This is a genomic window from Paenibacillus thermotolerans (assembly GCF_028745515.1).
GTDB classification, from domain to species: domain Bacteria; phylum Bacillota; class Bacilli; order Paenibacillales; family YIM-B00363; genus Paenibacillus_AE; species Paenibacillus_AE thermotolerans.
Genome location: NZ_JAQZSG010000011.1, coordinates 71,092 through 87,161 on the forward strand (window position 1 = coordinate 71,092; position 16,070 = coordinate 87,161).

Genomic DNA, 16,070 nt, shown 5'->3' on the forward strand with positions numbered 1-16,070 from the left:
AGGTGTTGACCGCATGTTATGAAACTGACAGTATATCATTTACCCCAATGCGGGACATGCAAAAGCGCGCTGAAATGGCTTCGCGCCAAAGGCCATGAGCTGAACGAAATCGACATCAAGGCCGAGCCTCCTTCGAAGGAGGAGCTGCGAACCCTGATTGGCAACAGCGGGCTGGGGCTTAAAAAGTTTCTTAACACCTCGGGGGATTTGTATCGCGAAATGGGCATGAAGGATAAAATTCCGCAAATGAGCGAGGATGAGGTGCTGCAGTTGATGTCCGAGAACGGGATGCTCATTAAGCGGCCGATCGTGACGGACGGTACCCGGGTGACGGTCGGCTTTAAGGAAGAGACGTACCAAGAGGTATGGGCGTCATGATCGTTCGGCCGTCATCGCGTTTGGGCAGGCTGGGGTCTTCGATTTTCGCCGAGGTAGCGCAATGGAAAAGGGATGCGGCCGCCGGTGGGCTTAGGGTGATCGATCTCGGCATCGGGAGTCCGGATCAGCCGCCGATCGAGGCGGTTCGGAGCATATTGGCGGAAGCGGCTTTGCGGCCCGACAGCTACGGGTATCCGACCTCCGAGGGAAGTATACAGTTTCGGAGCGCTGCTGCCGACTGGCTCCGGCATCGGTTCGGAATCGAAGTGGATGCCGAGCGGGAAATTACAGTGCTGATGGGTTCCCAAGACGGGCTGGGGCATTTGGCGCTTGCGGTAACGGAGCCCGGCGATCTGGCTATTTTGCCGGATCCGGGTTACCCGATTTACGGCGCGGGACTTGCGGTGGCAGGCGTTGAGCCGTACCCCGTTCCTCTCGTTGAGGAGAACGGCTATTTGTTTCCGTTAGACGATATTCCTTCGGAGATTGCCGAGAAGGCGAAATTTATCGTCGTTAACTATCCTAGCAATCCGTTAAGTGTAGTAGCCGACCGTAGTTTCTACGAGAAGTTGGTCGCTTTTGCCGAGCGATATAAGCTTCTGATCGTTCACGATGCCGCGTATTCCGAGCTTGCTTTTGACGGCTTTCGTCCGATGAGCATATTGGAAATACCGGGTGCGAAAAATGTCGCGATAGAATTTCATTCACTTTCTAAGAGCTTTAATATGGCGGGCTGCAGAATTGCTTTCGCGGTCGGTAATCGTGAAGCGGTGGCTGCGCTGCGCCAATTAAAGGCGAATTTGGATTATGGAGTGTTTACTGCGGTGCAAGAGGCGGGAATTGCCGCGCTTCACCACGATCTGTCGAACGCCGGAGAAAAGGCGGTTTCCGTCTATCAGCGCCGGCGCGACCTGTTTGTTGGCGCGCTGCGGCGTGCCGGCTGGCCGGTTCCGGTTCCGCAGGCCACCATGTTCCTTTGGGCTCCGGTTCCGGCAGGGTGGAGTTCTCGACAAATTGCCCGGGAAATTTGTCGGCAGGCAGGAGTTGTTGTCGTACCGGGAAACGCGTTTGGCGCGCAAGGCGAAGGCTATGTGCGGATTGCGTTCGTGCAGCAGGAAGAAGTATTGTTAGAGGCTGCGGAGCGTCTCGGCCGTTTCTTTCGGGAGAACGGGATTGTGTTCTAACGGAATTAGTGTGGGGGAGCGTGCAGTAGCGGCGCTGGGGAAGTTCCGTAAGGGGTGATCGGTTGGGCGGTGCGGTGGCTGGCTGCAACGGAACGAAGTTCCGTTGGAGGTTGCTAGTTTGTGTGTGTGAGGGGCTGCAGCGGAATAAAGTTCCGTTCGAGGTGGTTGTCATGCGTTGCAGCGGGAGCAGCATTACATGCTGAGTCATGCCCAACAAGTGGAGATTCTCCCATTACTAGCCGCTTCACATGCTGGTTCACGCCAAGCAAGTGGAGATTCTCCCATTACTAGCCGCCTCCCATGCTGGTTCATGCCGAGCAAGTGGAGATTCTCCCATTACTAGCCGCCTCCCATGCTGGTTCATGCCAAGCAAGTGGAGATTCTCCCATTACTAGCCGCTTCCATGCTGGTTCATGCCAAGCAAGTGGAGTTTCTCCCATTACTGACCGCCTCCCATGCTGGTTCATGCCAAGCAAGTGGAGATTCTCCCATTACTCGCCGCTTCCATGCTGGTTCATGCCAAGCAAGTGGAGTTTCTCCCATTACTGACCGCCTCCCATGCTGGTTCATGCCAAGCAAGTGGAGATTCTCCCATTACTTGACCGCCTCCTAAGCTGAGTCACGCCGAGCAAGTGGAGATTCTCCCATTGCTGCCCGCCCCTCATGCAGGTTCGCACCAATCAAGTGGAGTTTCTCCTTTTACCGCTAATACGTTCCTCCATAACTGCCCGCCCGCCATTGGCATTCCCCGCAATATCTCTTATAATGCAAGAAAGCCTAGTTTTCTAGAGACTTACATATTTGACATTGCTAGAGAGCGTGCGAGACTCGTCAATGAATCGCTCCCACCCATAATGCAGAGGAGAATCCAAAGTGCCCGACGCCCAACTTCAACCCCAATCCCAATCCCAAACCCAGCCATCGCTCATGCTGGTCGACGGAATGGCGCTGCTGTTCCGCGCCTATTTCGCTTCCGCCTACGGCGGCTACGTCCGCAAAACGAAAGCCGGCCTGCCCGTCAACGCGGTGTACGGCTTCGTCCGCTATTTGTTCGACGCGGTCAACACCTATAAACCTACTCATGTCGCCTGTTGTTGGGACCTGAGCAGCAAAACGTTCCGCACGGAACATTTTCCGGAATATAAAGCAAACCGCCCGGAAGCTCCGGACGATATGCTGCCGCAGTTCGATCTCGTAAAAGAAGTGGTAGACAGCTTAGGAGTGCCCAATATCGGCGTGCCCGGCTACGAGGCGGACGACTGCATCGGAACGATGGCCCGCATCCACGAACAGGACATGGATGTCCTGATCTATACGGGCGACCAAGATTTACTGCAGCTCGTCTCGGACCGTACACGGGTGATGATGCTGAAGAAGGGCGGCAATTACCTTGTATACGATAAAGAGCTGCTCATGAGCGAAAAAGGTATTACCCCCGCCCAAATGATCGACCTCAAAGGGCTGACGGGGGATACAAGCGACAATTACCCGGGAGTCAAAGGGATCGGCGAAAAAACGGCCGTCAAGCTGCTCGCCGAATACGAATCGATCGACGGGATTTTGCAAAACCTCGAACAGCTTCCCGCCTCCGTGCGCAAAAAAATCGAGGCGGATATGGATATGCTGCACCTGTGCAGAAATCTCGCGACGATTCGCACCGACGTGCCGATCGAATGCGCGATTGACGACTGCCTTTGGGTCCCTAACCCCGAGACGGCGCACAACAAATTCGAGGAGCTCGAGTTCCGCAGCCTGATTAAGGAAATCAGTTAACGTAACGTTTCGCCGAACGCGCTTTCGTTGCCGTCTTCGTCGTGAGTCGCGTGGCCCGGCGGATATTGCCGGTCAAGGCCCTCATGAAGCTCCCGATTTTCCCAAGTAAACGTGTTTGGCGGCCTCTGGTCTACGCGCCACGGCGTGCTTTTGCCCAGCTTCTCCGCATCGATGCTCGAGCCGTACGGACCCTCCGGGAACTCCTCCGCCGTGAGGTCGTTTCGCATGGACTCGACGGTGGATACGTCCGTGTACTTGGAACGGCCTTCTTTCATAAAAGCCATAAAAAAACCTCCTCGCGGATGATGTGACAGTATTGTTGCCGCCGGGGAGGTTTTGTATTAAGTAAAACATAGGGTATTTAATCCGTGAACGTAACCGGCCCGACCACTTCCTGCAAGAAGTGATTCAAATCCAAAGCCGCTTCCTCATCGAGCCGAAACACGTGCTCCAAGTAGCCTTCCTCTTCCAGGTCGTCCGGTCCGATGACGGCGGTTATGCCTTTTTGCATGTCGGTAACGAGCTTTTTGCCGTAAAACCGGTTCGTTGTCGTTATCGCAAGATCGAAGCGGTGCACATTCGGGGATATAAACGTGACGAATCGAGTCGTCGTCTGCTCGGTGCTGTCGGATAAAAAATCAAATTCGTTGGACACAAAATTTACCTCCTAAAATTAGGAACTTTTTTAAACGGATTGCGTATAAAAGGTTAATTACGCACATTATAACGGAGAGAAACCGATACGGCAAAAAAAAGGAGGCGGCCTACGCATGCGTCGATTTATTGCAAATATGACCCGCCGGATCCTTGACGTCATCGTGGCCGTCTTCATCGGTCCGGTGCCGCAGGGCGGCGAACGCAGCAACAGAATCGCGGAAAACAATATGAGGCGGAGAAAATATTCGTTCATCCTGTTCGGCGTCACATTGCTGGCGATTACGGCATACACCGTCATCAGCCGCATTAACGGAACTTCGATTTAACTGGAAAAATGTTGTTGCATTCCCAATCAAGTACGTGCTAATATATAGACAACTGAATGAGCGGAGGAAGCACCTCTCTTACGATCGTCGTAGGAGAGGTGCTTTTTTTCGTTCGCTCAATAGGTTATCCCAAACCGGAAAGGAGTTTTGCGTTTTGAATCTGGTATTTATGAACAGCCTGGAGAAGAAGACGGGGGAGGATCGGGTCGCCACCGCCAAGGTTTCGATCTGCGAGCACAACGGCATTTGGCAAGTGTATTGGGCGGAGCCGAACGACAGCGGGGAGCCGGAGCAAACGATGTGGTTCGAGGGCAGCGCTTGGAATGACATGCTGAAGGTATTCCGGGTCAACGTGCTGCAGAAGATGGCGGACGGCTACGCGCCGCTGCTGGACAATGTGACGGGAGACATTCAATCGATCAACGGCAAAGCGGAATTGATCCAGAAGCTGTATTATTACAGCGAGCTTCATAAGAATGAGCCGGTGTTTGAGGAGCTCAGAGCTTGGCGGCGCTCTCAGGCCGGCAAGGAAGGCAAAGCGCCTTATTTGATCGCGACGAATCGGCTTCTGCAGGTTATCGGCTGCTTCCTTCCGCAAACGCCGGAGGAGCTGCTTCAACTGCCTGGCTTCGGACAATATAAATTGAACTTGTACGGCAGCGGGATCCTCGCCATCACGTCGAAGGCTTCAAGGGATTGGTCGTTCCCGCTAAACTGGGTGGCCGATAAGATCGATTATGTACAGTACAAGCTGTGGGTGCACCAGCAGCAGCAAGCGTTCGAGCAGCGGGAGACCGAACGGAAAAACCGGAAGCTGGCGGTGCTGGAGGCATCGCTTAGAGGGGATGATTTGGCGGCATTGGAAGCAGCGTCGGTTCCGAGAAGAGAAGCGGTAGCGTTGCTTGAGGAGCTCGATCGGGAGGGATATGACGTTGACAAAATTATCGATACGGAGCTGGAGCGGGTCGCCGCCGAAGAGCGGGACAAAGCCGCCGCAGCCTTTAAGGAGCACGGCGACCGCTACTTGAAGCCGGTGCTGAAGGCGGTCTACGGGGAGGAGGCCCTTAAGGACCAAGAGGCGGACCGGGCCTACGAGTGGCTCCGTCTGCTGCGCATCCGTCTGCGGAAGGAGAAAGAAACAAGCGCGGCCGCTTAAATCGCAAAAACCGCCGCAGCCAAGCGAATATGCTCGACCGCGGCGGTTATTTTGATAAGGCTGAAGCGTTCGGTTTCACAGCCAGTCTTTTTTCCTAAAGTATACGAACATTGCGATAGCAAGAACGATCATTACCAGAATCAACGTCAAATCGAAATGCGGCAGGTTCACCCCAGGCAATGACTCTACATTCATTCCGTAAATCCCGGTGATAAATGTAAGCGGAATAAATATGGTTGTAACGGCGGTAAATACGCGCATGATTTCGTTTGCCCGGCTGGCAATGCTGGATTGGTACGCTTCGCGCAAGTTGCCCATCAAGTCGCGGAACGTATCGAACGATTCCGCAACCTTCAACGAGTTTTCGTACATGTCCGCAAAATATTTTTGCAGGGTGCCGTCGATGAGGCGCAGCTCTTTTCGGGCCAACAAGCCGATGACATCCTTTTGAGGTCCGAGCATCTTCTTCAGCCACAGGATTTCGCTTCGCAGACCGATGATCTCGTTCAAATGCGACTTTCGGGTACGCATCAGAATGTCCTCTTCCAGCTTCTCAATGCGCTCCTCGATCCGGTCGCCGACGAGGAAGTAGTTGTCGACAATCAGGTCGGCCAGGTGATACAGGAATCTGTCGGGGGAATTGACTTCCTCTTCCCATAGAATCGGCTTTACGGATCGAAGCTCGTTGACCTTCTGTTTCGTTACGGTAATAATAAAGTGTTTCCCCAAGAAAATATTTACGGCTCGCAGAAAAATTTCTTCATCATCAAACCGAATGCTGTTGACTACGATAAAGTAATGACCCTCATGCAGCTCCAGCTTCGGGCGCTGCTCCTCTTCGGATAAGCAGTCCTCCACAGCGAGCTCGTGAAGATGAAACATAGGCTGAAGCTTTTCCAAATCCTCCGGATCGGCATCAATCCAATAGAAGCCGTTGACCGGCGGGATTAAAGCTTCGGCGACGTTGTCGATGAGCGTAAAGACGCCGTTATGAACCAAACGCACCTTCATCCGTATCTCCTCCTAAACCATAAGAAGCACCGGACGAGGTTCGCGTTTACTCGGAGATCATCAAGGAGGAGCGAATTCGCCGGTGTTCCGTATGAATGATTGACAAGCACAAGCTAGACATGCAGCATAAACACGGTCGATCGCCGTCCATTCCTAATGTCACCCCGGTTATCGTCAAAATTGCACGAACGCCGTTTGCGTTCAGTACCCGATAAGTATACTCCTGTCCCATACCGATTTTCAAGAATCATCTTGACGTCTTACTATTCATCCTTTACATTTAAATATAGATTTCATACGCGCATAAACCTAACCGAATAAAGACGTACTCTTATCAAGAGCAGGTGGAGGGACTGGCCCGATGATACCCGGCAACCGGCAGCAATCGTCAAGATTGGATGCACGGTGCTAATTCTTGCGGAAACCTACGGTTTCTGAGAGATGAGAGAGGTCTTTCGCTTGCAAACGAAAACCTTTCTCTCTGTATTGAGAAAGGTTTTTTCTGTTTACCCAATCCAACCGAAAAGGAGCGACCCAACATGCCGATCAAAGTTCCCGACAATTTGCCCGCGAAAGAAATACTTACCCGCGAAAATATTTTTATTATGGATGAGTCGAGAGCGTTTCACCAAGATATCCGGCCGCTTCGCATCGCGATCCTGAACCTTATGCCGACGAAGGAAACGACAGAGACGCAGCTGCTTCGTTTACTCGGCAACACGCCCTTACAGATCGATGTGACGCTGCTTCACCCAAAGACGCACCAATCGAAAAATACGTCCGAGCTGCATTTGGAGACGTTCTACAAAACGTTCGACGATATTCGCCATCGCCGTTTCGACGGGATGATCATTACCGGTGCGCCGGTAGAGCAGCTGGAGTTCGAGCAGGTCGATTATTGGAGGGAGCTTCAAGACATTATGAATTGGGCGGATCAGAACGTAACGTCCACCCTTCACATTTGTTGGGCCGCCCAAGCGGGTTTGTACCATCATTTTGGGATCCCTAAATATAGTATGCAAGAAAAAATATTCGGTGTGTTCCCTCACTACGTCACTCGTCCGAACGTTAATTTGACGAGAGGCTTCGACGAAGTGTTCTTCGTCCCTCAATCGAGGCACACGGATGTGGCCAAGGAAGATATCGAGAAGGTCGAGGCGCTCGAAATATTGTCCGAATCGGAAGAAGCGGGCGTGTATATTGCGGCGACGAAAGACGGGAAACATATTTTCGTCACCGGCCATTCGGAATACGATCCAGAAACGCTGAAATGGGAGTACGACCGCGACATCCAGAAGGGATTAAGCGTGCCGATTCCGAAAAATTATTTTCCGAAGGACGACCCGGCGCTGCCTCCGCGTTCCACTTGGCGGGCGCACGCGAACTTGTTTTTCTCCAACTGGCTGAACTATTACGTATATCAAGAAACGCCGTACGAGCTGGACGACGCCAACGTTTACGTGCAAGCAGGCGCTGATATTTAAACGGGAGAGTGCATTCACACCATGAAACATATCGAGAGCAAATTGGCGCAGATCGGCTCATTGGAGGATCCTGCAACGGGCGCCGTCAGCTATCCGATTTACCAGGCGACGGCGTTCCGCCATCCGAAGCTCGGACAGAGCACGGGCTTTGATTATGCGCGGACGAAATCGCCTACGCGAAAGGTGCTTGAGGAGGCTTTCGCGGAGCTGGAGAGCGGCGACGCCGCTTTTGCCTGCAGCTCCGGAATGGCCGCATTAACGACCGTTTTCGCCATGTTCGGATCCGGCGATCACCTGCTCGTAAGCCTGGATTTATACGGCGGCACGTACCGTTTACTCGAGCAAATCATGTCTCGTTACGGGGTAGCGGCGACGTACGTGGATACGAACAGCTTGGATGAGCTGGAATCCGGCTTCAGACCCGGTTCCACGAAAGCGGTACTGATCGAAACGCCGACTAACCCGCTCATGATGATCACGGACCTGGAGAAAACGGCCGCATGGGCGAAGCAAAAGCAGCTGCTGACGATCGTCGACAACACGCTGCTCACCCCGTTCTTCCAGCGTCCGATCGAGCTCGGTGCGGATGTCGTCGTACACAGCGCGACGAAATATTTGGCGGGGCACAATGACGTGCTTGCCGGACTGATTGTCACGAAAGGCAAAGAGCTTTCCGACCGTATGGCTTTCCTTCATAACTCCCTTGGAGCAGTGCTCGGACCGCAGGATTCGTGGCTGCTGATGCGCGGCATGAAGACGCTCGCTTTGCGAATGGAGCGGCACCAAGAGAATGCGACCCGCGTCGCGCACTGGCTTCAAGCGCATGACATGGTGTCGGAGGTGTTTTACCCCGCGCTGGAGTCGCATCCGGGAAATGACATTCAGCGGCGCCAATCGTCGGGGAATACGGGCATATTATCGTTCAAAATGAAGGACGCGCGGACAATCGAGCCGATCCTGAGACATATACGGCTCATCGCTTTCGCGGAAAGCTTGGGCGGAGTCGAATCGCTGATGACGTATCCGGCGGTGCAGACGCATGCCGACATTCCGGAGGATATTCGCCGCAAGGTCGGAGTGGATGACCGGCTGCTTCGGTTTTCCGTAGGCATCGAGCACGCGGACGACATCATTGCGGATCTGGACCGGGCATTCCGAAGCGCGGCGGAGGAGCTTGCGTAACGCGTAACGCGTAACGTACCCCGGCGGGGCTTTCCTTCCATATGCCGATTCAAAACCTCCGCCACAAAATGATCAATGTTTTGTATGTTTCGAAAGCCGCGATATGGTACGATAGGTTTATGTAACGTTTTTAAGGCATGGAGGGGAAGCTTTTGACAGCGATCGATGCGATATTGGACAAAGCGCTTCGCGGCGAACGGTTGACGATGGAGGACGGACTCGCTTTATTCGCTTCTGATGAAATAGAAAAGATGGGCGCGGCGGCCGACCGGATCATGCGGAAATTCCATCCCGAGCCGGTTACGACCTTCGTCATTGGCAGAAACATAAACTATACGAATATTTGCGATGTGTATTGCAGATTTTGCGCCTTCTACAGGGCTCCCGGCTCGAATGAGGGCTATGTGCTGCCCAACGAAACGATATACCAAAAAATTCAGGAAACGATCGACGTAGACGGAACGGAAATTTTGATGCAGGGCGGGACGAACCCGAACTTGCCGTTCTCTTATTATACGGATTTGCTCCGCGGCATTAAGCAACGCTTTCCGAACATTACGATGCATTCCTTCTCGCCGGCCGAAATTCGGAAGATGACAGACATATCCGGTTTGCCTCTTGAGGAAGTGCTGAAGCAGATCAACGAAGCGGGACTGGACTCGCTGCCGGGCGGCGGCGCCGAAATTTTGGACGACCGTACCCGCCGCAAAATATCGCGCCTCAAAGGGTCCTGGCGGGACTGGATGGACGTCATGACGGCGGCGCATAAGCAAGGCATGAACACGACGGCCACCATGGTTATCGGCTTCGGCGAATCGATGGAGGAGCGCGTGCTGCATCTGCTTCGCATCCGCGATGCGCAGGACGAATGCATACAGAACGGTTACCCGTCCAAAGGGTTCCTCGCCTTCATTGTATGGACGTTCCAGCCGGACAACACGAATTTGAAGGCCGAGAAGCTCGGACCGGACGAATACTTAAAGACGCTGGCCATTGCCCGTCTCATGCTGGACAACATCCCGAACTTCCAGTCGTCTTGGGTGACGATGGGACCGGAGGTCGGGAAAAAATCGCTCAGCTTCGGCTGCAACGATTTCGGGAGCACGATGATCGAGGAGAACGTCGTCTCCGCCGCAGGAACGACGCACAAGGTCAATATCGAGCTTATTTTGAAGCTCATTCGCGAAGCGGGGAAAATTCCCGCGCAGCGGAATACGAAATACGAAATTTTGCGGATGTTCGACGATGCCAACGCGCAAGTGGACAAGGACTTTATCATGCAAAATTAATAAACGGACCGTAAGAAGCTTCGGCAAACCTTGGTGTTTGCACGAAGCTTTTTTGTAGATTTCCCCCATTCTTCCAGTCTTTTGTTTGTATATCCCCTCCTTGGCGACCATATACTTTTAGAAATGAAAGGAGGGGAGAACGTGGAGCTTTTCACACTGCTTGTCAACCCCGCCCGGCTTAATACGAAGCAAATGATGGAAGAGCTGGCGAACGCGCTGCGCAGCGAGCTCGGCTTTTCCGACGATTTCGAGCTTCGTCCGGTTCCGTTATCCGGCGGCACCGGGATCGTATGCGACGTTGCCGCAAGCCAGCGCTCCGATGAAGCTTTGCCCGCGCTTCGCAAGAGCGTCGCAAGCGTGCTTGCCAGCTATATGATGACCGCCTACGAAGAGCAGGTAATGGCGCGCCTGATTCACAAAGAAATGAACTCGGCAGCGAATGAAGATATCGCATCGGTTGCCGTGCATTGCAAGCAGCTTCTGACGATGGACGTGGAGGAATGGGGAACGAAGGACGGCTGCCCGCAGCGTCAGACCAAGCTTGCGTCATTGATCGAAGCTTACTTGAGGGATGAAAAATATTTGCATTTTGAAGGCTTTCTCCGGTTTCGGGCGGGGCCTTATGTAGAAGAATTGCGCGATACCGTTTCCTATGCTGTCGACGAGTGGATGATGGAGCGGCAGTATCAAGAATTTATCGCCCTTTTGAAATATTTCGTGTACATCCAAGAAGCGAAAATTCCGGTTGCCCATCTGGTTCATAAAGGGAATCATGAATTTACGCTCCTGAACGAACAGATGAAACCGATCGATACGAAGCAAATGGATCAGTTCGTCGTCGAGCTGATCGATAAGGATATTAATTACGAAGACGTCATTGTCAGCACGCTCATTACGGTTTCTCCCGGGAAGCTGCTCATTCACACCAAAGCGCCGGAGCTTCAGGTCATTAAGACGATCTTGACGATATTCGAGGGCCGCGTCGACGTTTGCACCGACTGCCACGTCTGCGTCCCGCTGCTTGAAGAAAGCAAGAGGTAGACCGCTTCTTAGCGTTATTGAAATACGGTGACGGCTGTGGTATGATGTATGACAATCTTTATTTGATCAAAAGGCTGCGACCAAAGACAACAGCGCATATGCCGCACCGCGACAGAGAGAGGAAACATCGGCTGAAATTTCCTTCGGACTGCGAATATGGGTTTACCGCTTTGAGAGCCGCACGGATGAACACGGCAAGTTCGCGTAAGTAATCGGTGCCGGGACGTTCCCGTTACAGGACGGCATGAACGAGAGCATTCGGCGCTGTGCATGACTTTAGCCGAGTGAACTAGGGTGGAACCGCGAATGAGAAGCATTCGTCCCTATTTTGGGATGGGTGCTTTTTTTGTTTGCCAAAAAAACCGAAAGGATGAGTAGCATGTCGAAGGTAAAAATTACGCTGCCGGACGGAGCGGTTCGAGAATATCCGGCCGGCTCCACGGTGGAAGACATTGCCGGCGCAATCAGCCCGGGACTGAGAAAAAACGCGCTGGCCGGGAAGGTGAACGGCAAGCCCGTAGACCTTAGCTTCCCGATCCATGAAGACGCAGCGCTTGAAATTCATACGGTCGATTCCGAAGCCGGTTTGGAGGTGCTGCGGCACAGCACGGCGCATTTGATGGCCCAAGCGATCAAACGCATTTACGGCGCGGACAAGGTCCGCCTCGGAGTAGGTCCGGTTATCGAGGACGGGTTCTTTTACGATATCGACCTGGAGACCCCGATTTCCGTCGAGGACCTCGGCAAGATCGAGAAGGAAATGGAGCGCATCGTCGGCGAAAACCTTCCGGTGAGCAGAAGAGAAGTTAGCCGCGAGGAAGCGAAGCGTATTTTCGAAGAGCTCGGCGACCCGCTCAAGCTCGAGCTGATCAACGATATTCCGGGCAACGAACCGATTTCGATTTACGATCAGGGTGAATTTTTCGACCTGTGCCGCGGTCCGCACGTTCCTTCGACCGGCCGCATTAAAGCGTTTAAGCTGTTGAGCGTGGCGGGCGCGTACTGGCGCGGCGACGCGAAGAACAAGATGCTGCAGCGCATTTACGGCACCGCGTTCGCGAAGAAAGCGCAGCTTGACGAGCATCTGGAGCTGCTCGAAGAAGCGAAAAAGCGCGACCACCGGAAGCTGGGCCGCGAGCTGAAGATGTTCGCATTCTCGCGCGAGGTCGGCCAAGGGTTGCCGCTGTGGCTGCCGCGCGGCGCGAAGCTTCGCCGGATTATGGAGCGCTACATCGTCGATTTGGAGGAGCGTCTCGGTTACAGCCACGTGTATACGCCGGTGCTCGCCAACGTCGAGCTATACAAGACGTCCGGCCACTGGGATCATTACCATGAGGACATGTTCCCGAAGATGGTCATGGACAACGAAGAGCTCGTGCTTCGCCCGATGAACTGCCCTCACCACATGATGGTGTACAAGAGCGACATGCGCAGCTACCGCGACCTGCCGCTGCGGATCGCGGAGCTTGGCACGATGCACCGCTACGAAATGTCCGGAGCGCTCACCGGCTTGCACCGCGTTCGGGCCATGACGCTGAACGACGCGCATATTTTTTGCCGTCCGGATCAAATTAAGGAAGAGTTTGCCCGCGTCGTCAACCTGATCCGTCAAGTATACGAAGACTTCGGCATTAAGGATTACCGTTTCCGCCTGTCGTACCGCGATCCGAAAAATACGGAGAAATACTTCCAAGACGATCAAATGTGGGAAATGTCCCAGCGCATGCTGAAGGAAGTCGTGGAGGAGCTCGGATTGCCTTATTTCGAGGCGGAAGGCGAAGCGGCGTTCTACGGTCCGAAGCTGGACGTTCAAATCAAGACGGCGCTCAAGAAGGAAGAGACGCTGTCCACGGCACAGCTTGACTTCCTGCTGCCGCAGCGCTTTGAGCTGGAATACGTCGGCGAGGACGGACAGAAGCATCGCCCGGTCGTTATCCACCGCGGCATTATTTCCACGATGGAACGGATGACGGCGTTCCTGCTGGAGAATTTCGCGGGTGCGCTGCCGACTTGGCTTGCGCCGGTTCAAGCGGTCGTCATTCCGGTTTCCGATAAATTCAGCGATTACGCGAACGAGGTGCGGGACAAGCTGGCCGCCGCCCGTATCCGCGCGGAGGCGGACAACCGAAACGAGAAGCTCGGTTATAAAATCCGCGAAGCGCAGCTTGAACGGATTCCGTACATGTTCGTCGTCGGCGAGAACGAGCGCCAAGGCGGCACCGTGTCCGTCCGGATTCGCGGCGAGGGCGATATCGGGGCGAAGCCGATCGACGAAGCCATTGCCATGATCCGCGAAGAAGTAGGCGGGAAGGTCTATTAAACTAGCGTTAACCGCATAAAACCGAACGTTTTGGTCTCCCCTTTTTCCATGAAATAGGTCATCCATGTATAGAAACGAAGTTACGTGGAGAACCTCTCTGGTATAGGGGGAGGTAACCAAATGATGTTAATTGCTATGAAACGCCGATGGGTCGGAATGGGGCTTACGTTTACTCTATTGTTTACGATGCTCGGTCCGATAGAGAACGGGAAAATACTAGGGGCTCACGTCGAGCTGGCCGATCAGCTCAAGCCCGTTAAGCACCAAGTCGACAAAGTAAAGCCTGTTCCGTCCTTCGACATGCATGGGATAGTCCCCGTGGAACCGCTTGATGCGGCCGGCGTCTTCTCGGAGAGCGGCGGCAAGGTCGCGCTCGTCGATCGGCTGCGGACGACGCTTACATCCGAGAAGCAGTGGATGGAAGTCGCCAAGCTGACTCCGGTGTTTCATCACGAAAGCGTTAAGGATTTCGATACCGTTGAAGTGACGGCGACCGGTTATTACGCAGGCTTCGAGTCGACGGGTAAAACTCCGAAGGATCCGGGTTACGGCATAACATATTCGGGCGTAAAGGTTCGCCGGGGCTTATTCTCGACGATCGCCGCCGACAAGAACGTATTTCCGATCGGGACGATTTTGCATATACCGGGCTACGGCTACGGCGTCGTTGCGGATACGGGTTCGGCCATCAAAGGAAAAAAAATCGACCTGTATTTTGAGACAAAGAAGCTGGTATACTCCCAATGGGGGAAAAAGAACGTTAAGGTGAAGGTGATCCGCAAGGGCACCGGGAAGCTGACGGAAAAAGATTTGGATGCGCTGAACAGCCTCATTTTGGCAAACGATCTCCGCAAGGTTTCCGTCTAACTGGACATAATACCTCCTGTGGAGGTGATACCAGTGGCGAAACGGAACAATCGCGCAGCGAACGTTACAGCAGGTGCTAACGGCGCTGCCCAAAACCAACAACAACAACAATACAATGCAGAGTTTGCTGAAGAGGCCGTAGCAAACCGCAACGCGAGAAAAGCGGGTCAAGCGGGTGCTCAACAAGGCATGAACAAACAATAATACACAACGGGGGACGCCTAAGCGGTGTCCCTCTTTCTTTTTCTTCGTTATGTGTACATAATGACCGAGGTTGTGTCGCAACCTACTATCATTCAAATCATCTGCATTCGGGAGGCTAAGTTCGGAAATGATCCAGTTGGAATCGAAGCTGTCCGGGATTGAAACGGATTATAAAACGCTTCAGGAGCTTCTTGAGCGAAACAATTTTACACTCGGCGGAAATTGGGAGTATTCGAAGGGATGCTTTGACCGCGCATTGGACGGAGAGAAGCAAACGGTTTGGCTGCGCATTCCTTTCGACGTGCCGAACGGGAATTTCGACCCTAGCGCTTCGGACGAGCGCACGCGGCTTACGCTCGGTACCCCGGTTGTGCTGAACCATCAGTACAATACGGGAGACGATCGCAGCGCCGAGACCGGGGTATTTAGCGGGATGGTGAACCAGTTCCAATCGCCTGCCGATCCTAACGGTCCTGTGGACGAGCAGTACGTAAAGAAAGCGGAGGAGATCGTGCGGGAGCTCGAGCTGCAGTTGTAAGTCCGTTATGGCAAAAGTGTGTTCAAAATGTGTTGCGCGCACCGCAGATTTTGAACCGACTTTTGCCATACAACTCCTTATTTATGACCGCTATCCCCTCAAATCAGAAACTACCGCACCGCATCATATCGATTCACCCTCCTCTTATGACCGCTATCCCCTCGAATCTGAAACTACCGCACCGCATCATATCGATACACCCTCCTCTTATGACCGCTATCCCCTCGAATCTGAAACTACCGCACCGCATCATATCGATTCACCCTCCTCTTATGACCGCTATCCCCTCGAATCAGAAACATACAGCACCGCATCATATCGATTCACCCTCCTCTTATGACCGCTATCCCCTCGACTCAGAAACTCCCGCACCGCATCATATCGATACACCCTCCTCTTATGACCGCTATCCCCTCGACTCAGAAACTCCCGCACCGCATCATATCGATACACCCTCCTCTTATGACCGCTATCCCCTCGACTCAGAAACTCCCGCACCGCATCATATCGATTCACCCTCCTCTTATGACCGCTATCCCCTCGAATCAGAAACTACCGCACCGCATCATATCGATTCACCCTCACTTATGATCGCTATCCCCTTGAATCAGAAATGACCTTGTCCCTTTTCCCAGCAACAGCTCCTTTCCCGCCGCCTTT

At 53.5% G+C, this 16,070-nt stretch carries 16 protein-coding genes and 1 riboswitch; of the genes, 13 read left to right on the forward strand and 3 right to left on the reverse strand.

The window, feature by feature from the left end:
* Nucleotides 1-18 precede the first annotated feature (18 nt).
* The 3 genes from PT964_RS11285 (at nt 19) to PT964_RS11295 (ending at nt 3,335) form a co-directional block, all read left to right on the forward strand.
* Nucleotides 19-378 carry an arsenate reductase family protein gene (locus PT964_RS11285; RefSeq protein ID WP_274363450.1) on the forward strand — a complete coding sequence of 120 codons (360 nt, stop codon included), beginning with the start codon at nt 19-21 and terminating at the stop codon, nt 376-378.
* Nucleotides 375-1,562, forward strand: a complete 1,188-nt coding sequence (locus tag PT964_RS11290; protein ID WP_274363451.1) for an aminotransferase class I/II-fold pyridoxal phosphate-dependent enzyme — start codon at nt 375-377, stop codon at nt 1,560-1,562. The genes PT964_RS11285 and PT964_RS11290 overlap by 4 nt, the downstream gene beginning before the upstream one ends.
* A 927-nt stretch (nt 1,563-2,489) precedes the next feature.
* Nucleotides 2,490-3,335: a 5'-3' exonuclease gene (locus tag PT964_RS11295; protein WP_274363550.1), complete on the forward strand. Its 846-nt coding sequence runs from the start codon at nt 2,490-2,492 to the stop codon at nt 3,333-3,335.
* Here PT964_RS11295 and PT964_RS11300 read toward each other — a convergent pair.
* On the reverse strand, nt 3,332-3,619 hold the full coding sequence (locus PT964_RS11300) for a hypothetical protein (RefSeq protein ID WP_274363452.1): 288 nt from the start codon (nt 3,617-3,619) through the stop codon (nt 3,332-3,334). The genes PT964_RS11295 and PT964_RS11300 overlap by 4 nt on opposite strands.
* Nucleotides 3,620-3,696: 77 nt before the next feature.
* Nucleotides 3,697-3,990 (reverse strand): DUF3055 domain-containing protein, encoded by a 294-nt coding sequence (locus PT964_RS11305; RefSeq protein ID WP_274363453.1) that lies wholly within the window; start codon nt 3,988-3,990, stop codon nt 3,697-3,699.
* Between the two features lie 115 nt (nt 3,991-4,105).
* Here PT964_RS11305 and PT964_RS11310 point away from each other — a divergent pair, with 115 nt between their 5' ends.
* Together PT964_RS11310 and PT964_RS11315 are read left to right on the forward strand one after the other, a co-directional pair.
* On the forward strand, nt 4,106-4,318 hold the full coding sequence (locus tag PT964_RS11310; protein ID WP_274363454.1) for a hypothetical protein: 213 nt from the start codon (nt 4,106-4,108) through the stop codon (nt 4,316-4,318).
* Between the two features lie 154 nt (nt 4,319-4,472).
* Nucleotides 4,473-5,474, forward strand: coding sequence for an HRDC domain-containing protein (locus tag PT964_RS11315; RefSeq protein WP_274363455.1), 1,002 nt, complete (start codon nt 4,473-4,475; stop codon nt 5,472-5,474).
* A gap of 75 nt (nt 5,475-5,549) precedes the next feature.
* Here the strand turns inward: PT964_RS11315 and corA are convergent, their stop codons facing one another.
* A complete protein-coding gene (gene corA / locus PT964_RS11320; RefSeq protein WP_274363456.1) occupies nt 5,550-6,485 on the reverse strand; it encodes a magnesium/cobalt transporter CorA in 936 nt (311 codons plus the stop codon).
* 328 nt (nt 6,486-6,813) lie between these two features.
* A riboswitch (SAM riboswitch) is annotated at nt 6,814-6,933 on the forward strand.
* A gap of 91 nt (nt 6,934-7,024) precedes the next feature.
* Here corA and metA point away from each other — a divergent pair.
* The 8 genes from metA (at nt 7,025) to PT964_RS11360 (ending at nt 15,410) form a co-directional block, all read left to right on the forward strand.
* Complete coding sequence (gene metA, locus PT964_RS11325) at nt 7,025-7,969, forward strand: homoserine O-acetyltransferase MetA (protein WP_274363457.1); 945 nt, start codon at nt 7,025-7,027, stop codon at nt 7,967-7,969.
* A gap of 21 nt (nt 7,970-7,990) precedes the next feature.
* Complete coding sequence (locus PT964_RS11330; protein ID WP_274363458.1) at nt 7,991-9,151, forward strand: PLP-dependent transferase; 1,161 nt, start codon at nt 7,991-7,993, stop codon at nt 9,149-9,151.
* A gap of 152 nt (nt 9,152-9,303) precedes the next feature.
* Nucleotides 9,304-10,440, forward strand: coding sequence for a cyclic dehypoxanthinyl futalosine synthase (mqnC, locus tag PT964_RS11335; protein WP_274363459.1), 1,137 nt, complete (start codon nt 9,304-9,306; stop codon nt 10,438-10,440).
* A 141-nt stretch (nt 10,441-10,581) separates the two neighbouring features.
* Entirely contained in the window at nt 10,582-11,481 is a 900-nt protein-coding gene (ytxC, locus tag PT964_RS11340; RefSeq protein ID WP_274363460.1) for a putative sporulation protein YtxC, read from the forward strand.
* A 379-nt stretch (nt 11,482-11,860) separates the two neighbouring features.
* Entirely contained in the window at nt 11,861-13,801 is a 1,941-nt protein-coding gene (thrS, locus tag PT964_RS11345; RefSeq protein WP_274363461.1) for a threonine--tRNA ligase, read from the forward strand.
* Between the two features lie 318 nt (nt 13,802-14,119).
* Nucleotides 14,120-14,668 carry a 3D domain-containing protein gene (locus PT964_RS11350; RefSeq protein ID WP_425262705.1) on the forward strand — a complete coding sequence of 183 codons (549 nt, stop codon included), beginning with the start codon at nt 14,120-14,122 and terminating at the stop codon, nt 14,666-14,668.
* Between the two features lie 33 nt (nt 14,669-14,701).
* On the forward strand, nt 14,702-14,872 hold the full coding sequence (locus tag PT964_RS11355; protein ID WP_274363462.1) for a hypothetical protein: 171 nt from the start codon (nt 14,702-14,704) through the stop codon (nt 14,870-14,872).
* Between the two features lie 127 nt (nt 14,873-14,999).
* Nucleotides 15,000-15,410 (forward strand): YugN family protein, encoded by a 411-nt coding sequence (locus PT964_RS11360; protein ID WP_274363463.1) that lies wholly within the window; start codon nt 15,000-15,002, stop codon nt 15,408-15,410.
* Nucleotides 15,411-16,070 lie beyond the last annotated feature (660 nt).